This is a genomic window from Cellulomonas sp. PSBB021 (assembly GCF_002240455.1).
In the GTDB taxonomy this organism is placed as follows: Bacteria; Actinomycetota; Actinomycetes; order Actinomycetales; family Cellulomonadaceae; genus Cellulomonas; species Cellulomonas uda.
The window spans coordinates 2,374,992-2,388,528 of sequence record NZ_CP021430.1 but is presented as its reverse complement, the minus strand read 5'-3'; the positions used below and the strand labels follow the sequence as shown (position 1 = coordinate 2,388,528).

Genomic DNA, 13,537 nt, shown 5'->3' with positions numbered 1-13,537 from the left:
GGAGCCGGCGACGCGGGCCGCCGCCCGGTCGCCGGCTCTCGCCGTCCCTGGAGGGGCTCAGGCCGCGGCGGTCGGCGTCGCGGCATGCGCGGCCGCCTCGGCACGCTCGACGGTGCCGCGCCGGACGGTGAGCATGGGGTACGCGATCGCGAGCGCGGTCACGGCGGTCGCGCCGACGAAGACCGTGGGCAGCCCGGCGTGCTCCGCGACGACCCCGCCGAGCACCGCGCCCACGGGCATGAGACCGAACCCGATGGTGCGCCCGGCGCCCGTGGTGCGGCCGAGCAGCGCGCGCGGCACGATCCGCTGGCGCAGCGACTGCGAGAGGGTGTTGCCGACCGTGTTGGTCAGGCCGACGAGGAACATGGCGGCGGCCAGCGCGGGCACGTTCGGGAACAGCACCGGCACGAGCATGAGCGGCACGCACGCGAGCCAGCAGGCGTACATGACGCCGAGCTCGGGGAGCCGCGCGACGAGCCGCTCGGTGAGCAGCGAGCCGACGACCGCGCCCACGGCGAGCACCGCGGTGACGAGCGGGAAGTGCTCGGGTCGCATCTCGAGGCGTGACCCGGGCCCGACGACCCACAGCACGAACACCGCGAAGTAGGCCGTGCTGGCCATGTTCATGATGCCGCCGCCGATGACGAACGGTCGCAGCACGGGGTGGTGCACGACGTAGCGCAGGCCCTCCCGGACGTCGTCGACGGGCTTGCTCGGGGTGGTGCGCTCGGGCTTGTAGCGTCCGGGGACGCCGCGCAGCAGCACGGCGACGGCGACCACGGCGAGCGCCGCGGGCAGCCCGAACACCCAGCCGGTGCCGAGCGCGAGCAGCCCGCCCGCGACGGGTCCGCCGACGAACGTGTTGGTCACCTGCTGGACGGCGATGAGGCGTCCGTTGGCGGCCTGCAGACGGTCGCGGGGGACGACGTCCGGGACGAGCGAGGTCTGCGCGAGGTCGGCGAACACCTCGGTCACGCCGTAGAGCAGGACGAGCACGACGAGCGCGGGCATGGACAGCGCGTCCGTCAGGGCGAGCCACGCGCCCACGCCGAGCAGCGCGGCGCGTGCGGTGAGCGCGACCACCTGCGCGACGCGGCGGTCGGTGCGGTCGATCGCGACGCCGCCCGCGAGGCCGAGCAGGAGCCAGGGCAGCCAGGCGGCCGCCGACAGCAGCGCGATCTGGCCGGGGGAGCGCGTGAGCGTGAGGGCGACGAGGGGCGCGCCCATCTGCACGATGCCGTCGCCGAGGTTGGCGAGGCCGGTGGTGGTGAGCAGCGCCGTGAACCGCGAGCCGAGCGGCCCGGGGGTCGGGGTGTCGGCGGCGAGCGTGCCGGCGACCTCGCGCGCAGGCGCCGCGGGGGTGACGTCCTGGGCCGTCTGCGTGGTGCTCATGGGTGCTCCCGGTACGCTCGCCGTAGTGCAGAGAACTTGATGCAAAGAACTCTCTGCAAAGGAACGAGTGCAAAGGTATCTCTGCATATGGCCGAGCGCAAGACCCCCGCGTCTGCCGACGTGCCTTCCGACGACGTGCCTTCCGGCGACGTGCGTTCCGACGACACGCCTTCCGACGACGACGCCGCGCCGGACGCGGCCGCCGCGGCGCAGGAGGGGGCAGCAGGCTCGTCGGGACTGGGGGAGCTGCGCGACGCGCCCCGCGCGCTGGGCGCCGAGGCGCTCAAGTCGTTCGCGCACCCGCTGCGCATCGCGATGTACCGCTACCTGACGGCGCACGGCCGCGGCACCGCGAGCCAGGTCGCGCGGCACCTGGGGGAGAGCACGGGTCAGACCAGCTACCACCTGCGCCAGCTCGAGCGGCACGGCCTGATCGAGGACGACCCGACGGCACCCACCGGTGGGCGCGAGCGGTGGTGGCGGCCGGTCGGCTTCACGCTCGACAGCCGGCACCTCGAGGACCCCGCGGCACGCCTCGCGGCGGACACCGCGCTGCGCGCCGTCATCGCCGAGCGCGCCGAGACCCTGCAGACGTGGTTCGACTCGATCACCACCGCGGCGCCCTGGGACGACGCTGCCGTGCACACCACGTCCTCCAGCGACCTCACGCTCGACGAGGCGGCGGCGCTCTCGCGCGAGCTCATCGCGGTCGTCGACCGGCACACCGACGCGGCCAAGGCCCGCAAGGACGCCGGTGAGACCGAGGGTCGCCGCCGCGTGCGGGTCTACGTCGACGTCTTCCCGCTCCCGCAGGACTGACCCCACCCCACCCGCCGACCGCGCACGCTGCTGCGCGAAGGCTCACGCCGCGCGTGCGCGCTGCGGCCGGACCGTGCGCGCTCGGCGGTGGGCTGGTCGGGCTGGGCGGGGTGGGACGCGGGGGCGTCGGCCGGGGCGTCGCGGGTACTCTCGCCGCCGTGAAGATCCTCGTCGTCGGCACCGGCGCCCGTGAGCACGCGATCACCCGAGCCCTCGCGCTCGACCCGTCCGTCACCGGGCTGCACGCGGCCCCCGGCAACCCGGGGATCGGTGCGGTGGCGACGCTGCACCCGGTCGACCCGCTCGACGGCACCGCGGTCGCGGACCTCGCGCGCGAGCTCGGCGCGGACCTCGTCGTCGTGGGTCCCGAGGCGCCGCTCGTCGCGGGCGTCGCCGACGCGGTGCGCGCCGCGGGCATCCCGGTGTTCGGACCCTCCGCGCAGGCCGCGCGGCTCGAGGGCTCCAAGGCGTTCGCCAAGGAGGTCATGGCCGCCGCGGGCGTGCCGACGGCCGAGCCGCGCGTCGCGCGCACGGTCGACGAGGCCGTCGCCGCGATCGACGAGCTCGGGGCGCCGCACGTCGTCAAGGAGGACGGGCTCGCGGCGGGCAAGGGCGTCGTCGTCACCGAGGACCGGCAGGTCGCGGTCGACCACGCGCGTGCGTGCCTCGCCAAGGAGGGCGGCGCGGTCGTCGTCGAGGAGTACCTCGACGGTCCGGAGGTCTCGCTGTTCGTGCTCGCGGACGGCACGGACGTCGTCCCGCTGGTCCCCGCGCAGGACTTCAAGCGTGCGCTCGACGACGACAAGGGCCCCAACACCGGCGGCATGGGCGCGTACACGCCGCTGCCGTGGGCGCCCGAGGGCCTGGTCGAGGAGGTCCTCGAGACCGTCGCGCGCCCGACGGTCGCCGAGATGGCCCGCCGCGGCACGCCGTTCGTCGGCGTCCTGTACTGCGGCCTGGCGCTCACGTCGAAGGGCGTGCGCGTCGTGGAGTTCAACGCGCGGTTCGGCGACCCGGAGACGCAGGTCGTGCTCGCGCGGCTGCGCACCCCGCTCGCGGGCGTGCTGCACGCCGCCGCGACGGGCGGGCTGGGTGCGCTCGCGCCGCTCGAGTGGTCCGACGAGGCCGCGGTCACGGTGGTCGTCGCGTCCGAGGGCTACCCCGCCGCGCCGCGCACGGGCGACGTCATCACGGGTCTGGACGTCGCGGAGAGCGTCGAGGGCGTGCACGTGCTGCACGCGGGCACCGCGCTCGACGACGAGGGGCACGTGGTCAGTGCGGGCGGTCGCGTGCTGTCGGTGACGGCCACCGGCGCGGACCTCGCGCAGGCGCGCGAGCGTGCGTACGTCGCGGTCGCGAGCATCGGCCTCGCGGGCTCGCACCACCGCGCCGACATCGCCGCGAAGGCCTCCGCCGCGTCCTGATCTCGCGGGTCGCCGGGCGCGAGAGCGGCGACCTGGGGACAGCCCACGGGCTGACCAGGATGTGACCTCGCGGCCCGCGCCCGCCACACTGGGCCCCGTGACCCACGACGCCACGGATCCCTCGGCAGCGACGATCCCCGGTTGGACGCACACGTACTCAGGCAAGGTGCGGGACCTGTACGTGCCCGACGAGGGCGTCGAGGGCCGCGCCGTGCGCGAGCAGCACGGCGACGTGGTGCTCGTCGTCGCGAGCGACCGGGTCTCGGCGTACGACCACGTGCTCTCGCCGGGCATCCCGGACAAGGGTGTGGTGCTCACGCAGCTGTCGCTGTGGTGGTTCGAGCAGCTCGCGGACCTCGTGCCCAGCCACGTCGTGTCGACCGACGTGCCGGCCGCGGTCGCCGGGCGCGCGATGATCTGCCGGCGTCTGCAGATGTTCCCGGTCGAGTGCGTCGTGCGCGGCTACCTCACCGGCTCGGGGCTCGCGGAGTACCGCGCGTCGGGCGAGGTGACCGGGATCGAGCTGCCCGCGGGGCTCGTCGACGGCTCGCGGCTGCCCGAGCCGATCTTCACGCCCGCCACCAAGGCCGAGCTGGGCGACCACGACGAGAACGTCCCGTTCCCCGTGGTCGCGGCCATGGTCGGCGACGAGACCGCCGCCGCGCTGCGTGACCTCACGCTCGCGGTCTACGGCCGCGCCGAGGCGATCGCGCGCGAGCGCGGCGTGCTGCTCGCGGACACCAAGCTCGAGTTCGGCACCGACCCGGCCACGGGTGCGATCACGCTCGGCGACGAGGTGCTCACGCCGGACTCGTCGCGGTTCTGGCCCGCCGAGGCGTGGCAGCCGGGGCACCCGCAGCCGAGCTTCGACAAGCAGTTCGTGCGGGACTGGCTGACGTCGGCGGCGTCCGGGTGGGAGCGCGCGTCGGACGCGCCGCCGCCGCCCCTGCCCCTGGACGTGGTCGAGCGCACGCGAGCGCGTTACCTCGAGGCGTACGAGCGTCTCACCGGGGTGCCGCTGGCCCTGTGACCGCGACGGGAGCCCGTTCGACAGGCCGGTTCGCGCGGCGTGTGGCACGGTGTGCCGCGTGACCCGCCAGCTCCTGAACCGCGTCCGGCGCACCCCGCGCCCGGTCGACCCCGCGCGCGCCGCGCACGGTGCCCGCGGCCTCGCGTTCGCGGTCCTGACCGGCGTCGGGACCGGTGTGCTCGTCGTCGCGGTCGCCCTGCTCGTGCGCGGCCAGTGGTCGCCGCTCGTCCGCCTCGACGAAGGAGCGGTGCAGGCCGGCACACGGCTCGCGGCCGCCGAGCCGGGGCTGCTGCGCACGCTCGTCGTGTGGCAGACCGTCTTCCTGGCGCGCAACCTCGTCGTGCCCGTGCTCGCGCTGTGCGCCTGGTACTGGTGGCGCACGCGGGACACGGCGCGTGCCTGCTGGGCCGGCGCCACGGTGCTGGTGGGCTGGGCGCTGTCCAACCTCCTCAAGGAGCTGGTGCGCCGCGCCCGGCCCGTGCTGGACGAGCCCGTCGAGGTCGCGCACGGGTACTCGTTCCCGTCCGGTCACGCGACGAACACCGCGCTCATGACGACCGTGCTGGTCCTGCTGGTGTGGCCCGCGCTGCGATCGCGTGGGCTGCGGGTCGCGGCCGTGAGCACCGCCGCGGTGCTCACGCTGCTCACCGCGCTCGACCGCGTCATGCTCGGCGTCCACTACCCGAGCGACGTGGTCGCGGGGATGCTCCTCGGCGTGGGGTTCGCTCTCGCGTCGTACCTCGGGTTCCGGCACTGGTACCAGCCGCAGTCCCGCCCGCACGACGAGAAGGGTGCCGCCTGATGCTCGACCTGCACCGTTGGGACCCCGACGTCGTGACCCGGCCCACGCCACGCGAGGCGGCGCGCGACCTCGCCCTGCGGGTGCTCGTGCCCGCCGTGCTGTGGGGCGCGGTCGTCGTGGGCCTCGGCCTCCTGCTGGGCGGCCCGCTCAGCGGCGTCGCCGACGCCGAGGACGGGGTGAACCGCTGGTTCGTCGACCAGCGCACCGCGGCGCTGGACTCGCTCACCGCGTTCGCGTCGCACGTCGGGAACACCGGCGCGATCATCGCCGTGTGCCTCGTCGTCGTGGCCGCGGTCTGGTGGCGCACGCGCCGGTGGTGGTACGCCGTGGTGCCCGGCGTGGCGCTCGGCGCGCAGGTCATGGTGTTCCTCGCGTCGTCGAGCCTCGTCGGGCGCAGCCGCCCCGACGTGCCGAAGCTCGACCACGCACCGCCCACGTCGAGCTTCCCGAGCGGCCACTCGGGGGCCTCGACCGCGCTGTACGTGACGCTCGCGCTCATGGCGCAGCGCATCGAGCGCACGTGGCTGCGCGTCTCGCTCACGGTGGTGCTGCTCCTCGTGCCGCTGTTCGTCATGACCTCGCGGCTGTACCGCGGGATGCATCACCCGACCGACGTCCTCGTCGGGTGCGCCAACGGCGTGCTGTGCGCGCTGCTGGGCTGGTACTGGCTCCGGCCGACCCGCGAGCGGGCGCCGCAGGAGCCTCAGGAGCCGCAGACCGTGGAGGGCCGGCGATGACGCGCGTGGCGATCGTGGCGAACCCCGCCAAGCAGGAGGTCGTCGAGGCGCGACCGCGGCTCGACGCGGTGTGCGAGCGGCACGGCCTCGAGCGGCCGCTGTGGTTCGAGACGACCCCCGAGGACCCCGGGTCGGGCCAGACGCGCGAGGCGCTCGAGCAGGGCGCGGACCTCGTGTGCGCGTTCGGCGGCGACGGGACGGTGCGCGCGGTCGCCGAGGTGCTCGCCGGGGGCGACGTCCCGCTCGGGCTGCTGCCCGGTGGGACGGGCAACCTGCTCGCACGTGCCCTGAGCCTGACGTCCGACGACGTCGAGGACGCGATGCAGGTGGTGCTCGACGGGCGCGACGAGCGCATCGACGTCGGGACGCTGCGGTTCGACGGCGACGACGAGGAGCACGTCTTCCTGGTCATGGCCGGGGTGGGGCTGGACGCGGAGACGATGGTGCGCACCGACGAGCGCCTCAAGGCGGTCGTCGGGTGGCCGGCGTACATGCTCGGCGGGCTGCGGGCCGTGGTCGGGCGGGGGTTCACGGCGCGCGTCCAGGTGCAGGGCGGGTCGCCGGTGCGACGCACGACGCGGGCCGTGGTGATCGGCAACAGCGGGCGGTTGCAGGGTGGTGTCGAGCTCATGCCGGACGCGCGGCTCGACGACGGCCTGCTCGACGTCGCGGTCGTCGCGCCGCGCGGCCTGGTCGGCTGGGTGCGCGCGCTCGCGACGGTCGTCACGTCGGGGCGTGGGCACCGGCACCTCGACCGGCACCAGGGCGCGGCGGTACGCGTGCGCACGGACCGGCCGGTCGCGACGCAGCTCGACGGCGACCCCGTCGGCGACCATCGCGAGGTGGAGGCGCGCGTGCGAGCGGGTGCGCTCACCGTGCGGGTGGCGCGTGAGGCGCACGAGGTGCGCGGGCGCGACTGACGGCCCTTGTCCTATGTATCGATCAGCGATATATATCGAGCATGGCGACAGGGATCAGCGAGCAGACGTACCTCGTCATGCTCGCGCTCGCGGACGAGCCGCGGCACGGGTACGGCGTGCTGCGCGAGGTGAAAGCGCTCTCGGGCGGCCGGGTCGCGCTCGGCGCGGGCACGCTCTACGGCGTCCTCGACCGGCTCGTCGAGCGCGGCTGGGCGCAGATGTCCGACGAGGTGGTCGTCGACGGACGCCTGCGGCGCTACTACCGCCTGACCGACGAGGGGCTCGCCCAGGTCACCGCGGAGACCGAACGGCTGCGTGAGCTCGCGGCCCGCGCACGGCGCGTGCTCGCCGCACGTCCCGCGCTCGGTGGCGCGTGATGGCGCGCCGGGGCGTCCCGCTGCGCTGGTGCCTCGCGGCGTACCCGCCGCGGTGGCGTGCCGCGCGCGAGCACGAGGTGGCCGGCCTGCTCGCCGACCTCGCCGACGACGAGCAGGCCGGAGGCGACCCCGGGCGCGTGAGCGTCCCCGAGGCGCTCGGCCTCGTCCGTGCGGGGCTCGCGACGCGCGTGCGCACCGGCCCTCCGCTGCGGACCCGCGCCGCCTACCGGATGCTCGACGCCCGGATCCCCGCGCGCCACCGCGGGTGGGCGCACGACGAGCAGCACTCCGTCGCCGGCGCGGTCGGCGACCTGGTCTGGTCGGCGATGCCGTTCGCGATCGCCGCCGCCCTGATGCGCGAGCTCTCGTTCACGGTCGTCGCCGCGCTCATGCTCCCCGTCGTCCTGCTGCGCCGCGAGCTGCACGGTGAGCGTCGCCGCGCCAAGCACCTCGTCGCGCAACCCGGTGAGCCGCCCACGCCGTGGGACCTCGCCTGGTCGTGGGTCCCGCGGCGGCGCGTGGCGGCCCGCCCCGCGCTGCGCCGCGTCGCCGTCGGGGCGCTCGTCGCGACCGCCGCGGCCCTGGGCGTGGTGCTCACCGCACCCGGCCACCTCGCGGTGACCCCGTGCGGTCGGGCGTGCGTCGAGGTCGACGCGGTCGCACCGGGCGGACCCGGAGCACTGGGGGTGGGGATCCTCGTCGGCGCCGTGCTCCTCGGCCTCGTCCTCGCGGTCGTCGTCGTGGCCGGGCTGCGGGGCCGGCGGCGCCGGGCGCTGCCGGACCAGCCGCACCGCATCGTCGTCCCGGCCGGGCGCGCGACGGGGCTCGCCGCCCTGCTCGTCGTCGGCCTGCTGGTCTGGCTCGTCGCGCTCGAGCGCTCCGCGGCGCCCGGCCTGTCCTACCTCGTCGCGTCGTGCGGCCTCGTCGTGCTCCTGGTGTCGGCCGCGGCGCTCGCTGCGCTGCACGATGCGGGGCACGGTGCGGTGGACGGCGCGGTGGACGGTGCCGCGTCGCCCGGGGGCGGGCAGGAGCTCGCGCTCGTCGACGTCGTCGCGCTCGCCGTCGGGCGCGTGCCCGCGGCGGACACCCCCCGTGCGGCGGTCGTGCCCGACGCCGTGCCCGACGCCGTGCCCGGCGCCGTGTCCGACCGGCGGTCGGCGCGGTCGGCCGTGCGGGACGGGTCGTAGACTCGCGGCGAACCCCGCCACCGCGCAACCAGGAGCAGACCTGTGGGACGAGTTGTCGTCGACGTCATGCCGAAGCCGGAGATCCTCGACCCGCAGGGCAAGGCCGTCGCCGCCGCGCTGAGCCGGCTCGGGTTCGGTCAGTTCGCGGGCGTGCGCCAGGGCAAGCGGTTCGAGCTCGAGGTCGACGGCGACGTCACCGACGAGGTGCTCGCCGCGGCCCGTGAGGCCGGCGAGCAGGTCCTGTCGAACCCCGTGATCGAGGACGTCGTCGCGGTCTACGCCGACGAGCAGGTCCCGGCGTGACCCGCATCGGCGTCGTCACCTTCCCGGGGACGCTCGACGACCGCGACGCCGCGCGGGCGGTGCGCCTCGCGGGGCCGAGCCCGTCGCGCTGTGGCACGCGGACGCGGACCTGCACGGCGTGGACGCCGTGGTGCTGCCCGGCGGGTTCTCGTACGGCGACTACCTGCGCGCCGGTGCGATCAGCCGGTTCGCACCGGTCATGACCGAGATCGTCGACGCGGCGCACGGCGGGCTGCCGGTGCTCGGCATCTGCAACGGCTTCCAGGTCCTCACCGAGGCGCACCTGCTGCCCGGGTCGATGATCAAGAACGACCACCTGCACTTCGTGTGCCGCGAGCAGGTGCTGTCGGTCGACAACGTCGATACCGCCTGGACCCGCGACTACACGCTCGGCGAGCGGATCACGATCCCGCTGAAGAACCAGGACGGCCAGTACGTCGCCGACGAGCGCACGCTCGACGAGCTCGAGGGCGAGGGTCGGGTGGTGTTCCGCTACCAGGACCACAACCCGAACGGGTCGCGGCGCGGCATCGCGGGCATCAGCAACGCGCGCGGCAACGTCGTCGGGCTCATGCCGCACCCCGAGCACGCCGTCGAGGCGGGCTTCGGGCCGGACGGTGCGAAGGGGCCGCGCAGCGGCACGGACGGCCTGCGGTTCTTCACCTCGGTGCTGCACGCGCTCGTCGGCTGACGCATGACGGTCGCGCTCGACCTCGTCCACTGGGACGACCCGGCCGCCGCCACGCTGCGCACCGCCCAGCAGGCCGAGCTGCGCGACCGGTACGGCGACGACGACACCGGCCACACGATGACCGGTGACGGGATCGTCGCGATGGTCGTCCTGCGGGACGGCGACGAGCCGGTCGCGTGCGTCGCGCTGCGCGACGCGTCCGGAGACCTCGGCGCGGGCGTGGGCGAGGTCAAGCGCCTGTACACCGCGCCGCGGGCACGCGGGCGTGGCCACGCGCGGCGGGTCATGCTCGAGCTCGAGCGGCTCGCACCCGCGCACGGCTGCACGCGGCTGGTCCTCGAGACCGGCGTCCTGCAGCCCGAGGCGATCGGCCTGTACCTCTCGCTGGGGTACCGCTCGATCCCGAACTACGCCGAGTACGCCGACGAGCCGCTCTCGCGCTGCTTCGCCAAGGACGTCCCCGCGGGCCCCCGCACCTCGTCGCGGCGCTCCACCGGTGCCGCGGACGTCGCGCTCGAGACCGTGCCCTGGGACCACGACGAGGCGCGGGGGTTGCGGCGCGCGATGTGGGCGTTCAACGTCGAGCGCTACCCGGAGCTGGTCCCCGACGCGCCCGACCTCGGCTTCGCGTCCGACGACGCCCGCCAGGGCGTCCGCGTGCTCACCACCTGGCTGGCGCGGGTCGCGGGGGTGCCGGTGGGCTGCCTGTCCCTGCGGGCGCCGCGCCCCGGTCAGCCGGACGGGAGCGCCGAGCTCAAGAAGATGTTCGTGAGCGACGCGGCGCGCGGGGCCGGCGTGGCGCGGACGCTGCTCGCCGCCGCGCACGACGACGCGCTCGCCCGCGGGTTCACGAGCACCGTGCTCGCGACCGGCATCCGTCAGCCCGAGGCCGTGACCCTGTACCTGTCCGCGGGCTACCGGCCCGTGCCCCCGTACACCGACCACGCCGACGACTTCCTGACCCTCTGGTTCGGGCGCGCGCTCCGCTGAGCTCGACGCGGCGGTGGTGACGTCCCGGGGTGACGGCTGCCGGATCGTGGACGCGGGGTGGTCACAGCCGCGCCGCCGTGGTTACCCTGTCCGCCATGTTCTCGGTCCGGGTGTGTTGTCGCTGAGCTGACGCTCGCGCGCGCCCGCGGCCCCGTGGCCCTCGTCGCGCACCCCGTCCGACCCGAGGACCTCCTCCCGTGGCTCAGCCCCTCGCGCACGTGCGCACCCCTGACCTGACGTCCCCGCGCGGCCCGCCGCCGTCGCGCTCGCCGCCGCCACCCCGCGGCACGTCACCGAGTTCGTCATCGACGACTCGACGCTCGTACCCACGACGCTCGCCCTCGCGGCCGCCCGCGCCGAGGTGATCCGCGTCCGCCACGGTGCGGGTCTGCCGACGCACGCGGCGGTGCGCGCGCTCGTCGCGATGCTCGACGGTGAGATGGCCGCGCTGGGCCGCCCGCGCAGCGACGTCACCGTCGTGCTCGAGGTCGAGACGGTCGTCGCCGACGACGCGCACGACGCGGCTCGTCGTCGCGGCCACCTCGCCTACGCGGCGGCGTTCAGCCACCTCGCGTGGCACGTGGACGCGACGATGCTCGTCGCGCCGCTCGACGCGCTCGCCGCCGAGGCGGCGCACGTCGCGCGCCGCGCGGGCGTCGACCGGGTCGAGCTCGCGCTCGTCGGCGGCTCGCGCCGCCACGCCGCCGCCCTGGCCCGCACGCTCACCTGACCACCCCGCGGTTGCTCCGGTTCTGGGACGTCGGAGCCGGAGCAACCCCGGCGCCGGCCCGGTGGGGTGGTGGGGTCCGCAGCGGGGGTGTGGCGGCGGGGGTGTGGCGGCGGGCGGCGGAGGGTCAGCGCAGCGTGCTGAGGGCCTGGTCGAGGTCGTCGCGCAGGTCGTCGACGTCCTCCAGACCCACCGAGAAACGGACCGTGGCCTCACCGATGCCGACCCTGGCGCGCCCGTCGGGGCCGAGCTTGCGGTGCGTGGTCGTGGCCGGGTGCGTGACGATCGACTTCGCGTCACCCAGGTTGTTCGAGATGTCGACCACGCGCAGGGCATCGAGCACACCGAACGTCGTCTTCTTCGCGAGCTCCGGCGTCGCGCCCTCGGGCGTGCGCAGCGTGAACGTCACGACCGTCCCGCCGCCGGTCTGCTGCCGCCGCGCGAGGTCGTGCTGCGGGTGCGACTCGAGGAACGGGTAGCGGACGGACTCGACCGCCGGGTGCTCCTCGAGCCAGCGCGCGAGCGTCAGCGCGGACGCGGCCTGGTGCCGCACGCGGATCGACAGCGTCTCGAGGCCCTTGAGCAGGACCCACGCGTTGAACGGCGAGAGCGACGGCCCGGTGTTGCGGATGAGCGTCTGCACCGGCCCGCCCACGAAGTCCGCCGAGCCGAGGATCGCGCCGCCCAGCACTCGGCCCTGCCCGTCGATGTGCTTGGTCGCGGAGTACACGACCACGTCGGCGCCCAGGTCGAGGGGGCGGGAGAACACGGGGGTCGCGAACACGTTGTCGACGACGACGACCGCGCCGGCCGCGTGCGCGAGGCGCGAGACCGCCTCGACGTCGACGAGGTCCTGCATCGGGTTCGACGGCGTCTCGAAGAACACGACGTCGGCCGGGGTGGCGAGCGCCGCCTCCCACTGCGTGAGCTCGTGCCCGTCGACGTACTCGGTGCGCACGCCCCACTTCGCGAGGATCTCGTCGAAGATGACGACGCTCGACCCGAACAGCGCACGGGCCGCGACGATCCGCGAGCCCGAGCCGACGAGCGCGGCGAGCGCCGTGAACACCGCGCTCATGCCGGACGCGGTGGCGTAGCAAGCCTGCGCGCCGTCGAGCAGGCGCAGGCGCTCCTCGAAGGTGGACACGGTCGGGTTGTTGTAGCGGGAGTACAGGAACCGGTCGACCTCGCCCGCGAACGCGGCCTCGGCCTGCCCCGCGGAGTCGTAGGTGAAGCCCTGCGTGAGGAACAGCCCCTCGCCGAACTCGCCGAACTGCGAGCGGACGTGCCCGCCCCGCACCGCGAGCGTGTCCGGGCGCAGCGTCGAGCGGTCGACCCGCCGGGCGTCCCAGTCGCCGGGGCCGGGGGCGTGTGCGCTCACGCCTGCCGCCAGGGCAGGCCCTCGGCGCGCCAGCCCCAGTGACCGCGCTGCCCGTCGGGCCCGACGTCGCCCTCGAACCCGCGCAGCACGTTGTAGGCCGGGCCGTAGCCCGCGGCGGTCGCGGCCTGCGCGGCGGCGACCGAGCGGACGCCCGACCGGCACAGGAACACGACGGGGCGGCCGTCGCCGGGCTCGAGCCCGGTCGCCGCGAGCTCGTCGAGGAACCTGGGGTTGGGGCCGGCCGGGGTCAGCCACTGCACGAACGCGGCGCGCTCGCCAGCGTCGGCGGCGTCGGGGACGCCGATCTGCTGCCACTCGGCCTCGGTGCGCACGTCGACGAGCAGTGCACGCTCGTCGGACGCCACGAGGTCCCAGGCCTGCTGCGGGGTGAGGTCGCCTGCGTAAGGTCCGGCCATGTCGCTCCTCCATCGGTCCTGGCGGTAGCACCCTCGGCCAGGCGCGGGGCCTGCGGGTTGCTGCGGCGTCGTCGAGCCAGATCTCTCGGCCGCTCTGGATGGTGCGAGGAGCGTAACGCCGTTTCGTCGACCACATCCACCTCGTGGACACGCGTTCCGCGTGGCGAGACAGACGGCTGTCCGCGTTGACAGCCGCTCGCCCGGCTCGCCACCCTTTCGGTCAGGTCATGAGCGCCAGCGCGAAGCCCCGGCTCGCTGGCCGGCAACCCTCCTCCGCGGTGGGGTGCCCCGGGTGACGACCAGGCCGAGCACCGACCGGTGCCGGCAAGCGCGGGATGCCC

At 75.3% G+C, this 13,537-nt stretch carries 14 protein-coding genes, 1 pseudogene and 2 riboswitches; of the genes and pseudogenes, 12 read left to right on the top strand and 3 right to left on the bottom strand.

The window, feature by feature from the left end; all coding sequences use genetic code 11:
• Positions 1-57: 57 nt before the first annotated feature.
• Complete coding sequence (locus tag CBP52_RS10920) at positions 58-1,392, bottom strand: MFS transporter (protein WP_094180964.1); 1,335 nt, start codon at positions 1,390-1,392, stop codon at positions 58-60.
• 135 nt (positions 1,393-1,527) lie between these two features.
• On the opposite strand from CBP52_RS10920, the gene CBP52_RS10915 reads away from it, so the two are divergent.
• From CBP52_RS10915 to CBP52_RS10860, 12 genes and pseudogenes are all read left to right on the top strand, one after another.
• Positions 1,528-2,211: a helix-turn-helix domain-containing protein gene (locus CBP52_RS10915; protein ID WP_232514450.1), complete on the top strand. Its 684-nt coding sequence runs from the start codon at positions 1,528-1,530 to the stop codon at positions 2,209-2,211.
• 158 nt (positions 2,212-2,369) lie between these two features.
• On the top strand, positions 2,370-3,635 hold the full coding sequence (purD, locus tag CBP52_RS10910; protein ID WP_094182326.1) for a phosphoribosylamine--glycine ligase: 1,266 nt from the start codon (positions 2,370-2,372) through the stop codon (positions 3,633-3,635).
• Positions 3,636-3,732: 97 nt separating this feature from the next.
• On the top strand, positions 3,733-4,665 hold the full coding sequence (locus CBP52_RS10905; RefSeq protein ID WP_198303434.1) for a phosphoribosylaminoimidazolesuccinocarboxamide synthase: 933 nt from the start codon (positions 3,733-3,735) through the stop codon (positions 4,663-4,665).
• 58 nt (positions 4,666-4,723) lie between these two features.
• Positions 4,724-5,467 carry a phosphatase PAP2 family protein gene (locus CBP52_RS10900; protein ID WP_094180961.1) on the top strand — a complete coding sequence of 248 codons (744 nt, stop codon included), beginning with the start codon at positions 4,724-4,726 and terminating at the stop codon, positions 5,465-5,467.
• Positions 5,467-6,204, top strand: coding sequence for a phosphatase PAP2 family protein (locus CBP52_RS10895; protein WP_094180960.1), 738 nt, complete (start codon positions 5,467-5,469; stop codon positions 6,202-6,204). The genes CBP52_RS10900 and CBP52_RS10895 overlap by 1 nt, the downstream gene beginning before the upstream one ends.
• Positions 6,201-7,124 (top strand): diacylglycerol kinase family protein, encoded by a 924-nt coding sequence (locus CBP52_RS10890; RefSeq protein WP_094180959.1) that lies wholly within the window; start codon positions 6,201-6,203, stop codon positions 7,122-7,124. The genes CBP52_RS10895 and CBP52_RS10890 overlap by 4 nt, the downstream gene beginning before the upstream one ends.
• Positions 7,125-7,165: 41 nt before the next feature.
• Entirely contained in the window at positions 7,166-7,501 is a 336-nt protein-coding gene (locus CBP52_RS10885) for a PadR family transcriptional regulator (RefSeq protein WP_174773802.1), read from the top strand.
• Positions 7,501-8,688, top strand: a complete 1,188-nt coding sequence (locus CBP52_RS10880; RefSeq protein ID WP_094180958.1) for a hypothetical protein — start codon at positions 7,501-7,503, stop codon at positions 8,686-8,688. The genes CBP52_RS10885 and CBP52_RS10880 overlap by 1 nt, the downstream gene beginning before the upstream one ends.
• Positions 8,689-8,730: 42 nt before the next feature.
• The gene (purS, locus tag CBP52_RS10875; RefSeq protein WP_094180957.1) at positions 8,731-8,991 is read left to right on the top strand and encodes a phosphoribosylformylglycinamidine synthase subunit PurS; all 261 of its coding nucleotides are present in this window, start codon (positions 8,731-8,733) and stop codon (positions 8,989-8,991) included.
• Positions 8,988-9,682: pseudogene (gene purQ, locus CBP52_RS10870) on the top strand (phosphoribosylformylglycinamidine synthase subunit PurQ). Before purS ends, purQ begins: the two are co-directional and overlap by 4 nt.
• Before the next feature lie 3 nt (positions 9,683-9,685).
• Positions 9,686-10,672: a GNAT family N-acetyltransferase gene (locus tag CBP52_RS10865; RefSeq protein ID WP_094180956.1), complete on the top strand. Its 987-nt coding sequence runs from the start codon at positions 9,686-9,688 to the stop codon at positions 10,670-10,672.
• A 361-nt stretch (positions 10,673-11,033) separates the two neighbouring features.
• Positions 11,034-11,402 carry a hypothetical protein gene (locus CBP52_RS10860; RefSeq protein WP_094180955.1) on the top strand — a complete coding sequence of 123 codons (369 nt, stop codon included), beginning with the start codon at positions 11,034-11,036 and terminating at the stop codon, positions 11,400-11,402.
• Positions 11,403-11,526: 124 nt separating this feature from the next.
• On the opposite strand, the gene CBP52_RS10855 is transcribed toward CBP52_RS10860, so the two are convergent.
• Together CBP52_RS10855 and CBP52_RS10850 are read right to left on the bottom strand one after the other, a co-directional pair.
• Positions 11,527-12,780, bottom strand: a complete 1,254-nt coding sequence (locus CBP52_RS10855) for an O-succinylhomoserine sulfhydrylase (protein WP_232514449.1) — start codon at positions 12,778-12,780, stop codon at positions 11,527-11,529.
• On the bottom strand, positions 12,777-13,196 hold the full coding sequence (locus tag CBP52_RS10850; protein ID WP_094180954.1) for a rhodanese-like domain-containing protein: 420 nt from the start codon (positions 13,194-13,196) through the stop codon (positions 12,777-12,779). Before CBP52_RS10850 ends, CBP52_RS10855 begins: the two co-directional genes overlap by 4 nt.
• A gap of 6 nt (positions 13,197-13,202) precedes the next feature.
• Positions 13,203-13,301: riboswitch (SAM riboswitch) on the bottom strand.
• A 118-nt stretch (positions 13,302-13,419) separates the two neighbouring features.
• A riboswitch (SAM riboswitch) is annotated at positions 13,420-13,533 on the top strand.
• Positions 13,534-13,537: the final 4 nt, after the last annotated feature.

What these genes read in the sequence shown, in the direction of transcription:
- CBP52_RS10920 (WP_094180964.1), bottom strand. Translation starts at nt 1,392, where the DNA reads ATGAGCACCACGCAGACGGCCCAGGACGTCACCCCCGCGGCGCCTGCG.
- CBP52_RS10895 (WP_094180960.1), top strand. Translation starts at nt 5,467, where the DNA reads ATGCTCGACCTGCACCGTTGGGACCCCGACGTCGTGACCCGGCCCACG.
- CBP52_RS10890 (WP_094180959.1), top strand. Translation starts at nt 6,201, where the DNA reads ATGACGCGCGTGGCGATCGTGGCGAACCCCGCCAAGCAGGAGGTCGTC.
- CBP52_RS10885 (WP_174773802.1), top strand. Translation starts at nt 7,166, where the DNA reads ATGGCGACAGGGATCAGCGAGCAGACGTACCTCGTCATGCTCGCGCTC.
- CBP52_RS10880 (WP_094180958.1), top strand. Translation starts at nt 7,501, where the DNA reads ATGGCGCGCCGGGGCGTCCCGCTGCGCTGGTGCCTCGCGGCGTACCCG.
- CBP52_RS10865 (WP_094180956.1), top strand. Translation starts at nt 9,686, where the DNA reads ATGACGGTCGCGCTCGACCTCGTCCACTGGGACGACCCGGCCGCCGCC.
- CBP52_RS10850 (WP_094180954.1), bottom strand. Translation starts at nt 13,196, where the DNA reads ATGGCCGGACCTTACGCAGGCGACCTCACCCCGCAGCAGGCCTGGGAC.